This window comes from Streptomyces sp. NPDC001889, from assembly GCF_053594535.1.
Genome location: NZ_JBSFER010000004.1, coordinates 321,210 through 322,397, shown reverse-complemented (window position 1 = coordinate 322,397; position 1,188 = coordinate 321,210). Strand labels below are relative to the sequence as shown.

The following is a 1,188-nucleotide window of genomic DNA, read 5'->3' as shown; positions in this document are numbered from 1 at the left end:
GTTGATAGGCCGGATCTGGAAGCACCGTGAGGTGTGGAGGTGACCGGTACTAATAGGCCGAGGGCTTGTCCTCAGTTGCTCGCGTCCACTGTGTTAGTTCTGAAGCAACGAACAGTTGCCGGTTTCAGTAGAGCTATCTAACTAAAGAGTGTGCTTGTTCGCTCGAAACCGATAGGGTTTCGGTGGTCATAGCGTAAGGGAAACGCCCGGTTACATTCCGAACCCGGAAGCTAAGCCTTTCAGCGCCGATGGTACTGCAGGGGGGACCCTGTGGGAGAGTAGGACACCGCCGAACAATATTTAGGGACCCTTGGTCCAGCGTTCACGCTGGACCAAGGGTCCTTTTTTGTTTTTCCCGTATGTATGCCGAAGCGCGGCCGGGGGCCGGCTGCGTGAGAATGATTGCAGTACCCGAAGACAGGAGTCACACCGATGCCCACCAACTCTCCCGACGACCGTCCGGAGCGCGAGCCGCGCCGCAAGGACGGCGGCGACCGGGGCGGATTCCGCGGTGGCCGCGACGATCGTGACCGTGGGCCTCGTCGTGACAACGACCGTGACCGTGGTGGATACCGCGGCTCCCGTGATGACCGTGGGGGCCGTCCCGGCGGCACCGGCGGTGCCGGTGGTGGTGGTCGGCCGAGTACTGGTGGGGGTGGCGGTGGCTATGGCCGTCGTGACGACCGTCCCGCCGGTGGTGGGTTCCGTCGTGATGACCGCCCGACCGGTGGCGGTGGCTACGGCCGCCGCGATGACCGGCCGAGCACCGGTGGGTTCCGTCGTGACGACCGGCCCACCGGTGGCGGCTTCCGTGGCAACGACCGTCGTGACGACCGTCGTGATGAGCGTCCGTCGTTCCGCCGTGACGACCGCCCCAGTGGCGGCGGCCGTGACGATCGCCGTGACGACCGTCCGTCGTTCCGCCGCGACGACGACCGCGGTGGATACCGCGGCTCGCGCGACGACCGGGGCGGCCGGCCGAGTACTGGTGGGGGTGGCGGTGGCTATGGCCGTCGTGACGACCGTCCCGCCGGTGGTGGGTTCCGTCGTGATGACCGCCCGACCGGTGGCGGTGGCTACGGCCGCCGCGATGACCGTCCGAGCACCGGTGGGTTCCGTCGTGACGACCGTGATCGTGACCGTGCGCCTCGTCGTGATGACCGTCCCGCCGGTGGTGGGTTCCGTGGC

1 rRNA gene and 1 pseudogene are annotated in these 1,188 nt (G+C 66.9%); both read left to right on the top strand.

The window, feature by feature from the left end:
* Positions 1-178 precede the first annotated feature (178 nt).
* Positions 179-295, top strand: a 5S ribosomal RNA gene (rrf, locus tag ACWCRA_RS06680).
* A gap of 365 nt (positions 296-660) precedes the next feature.
* Positions 661-1,188, top strand: a pseudogene (locus ACWCRA_RS06675) (hypothetical protein); the annotation flags it as partial.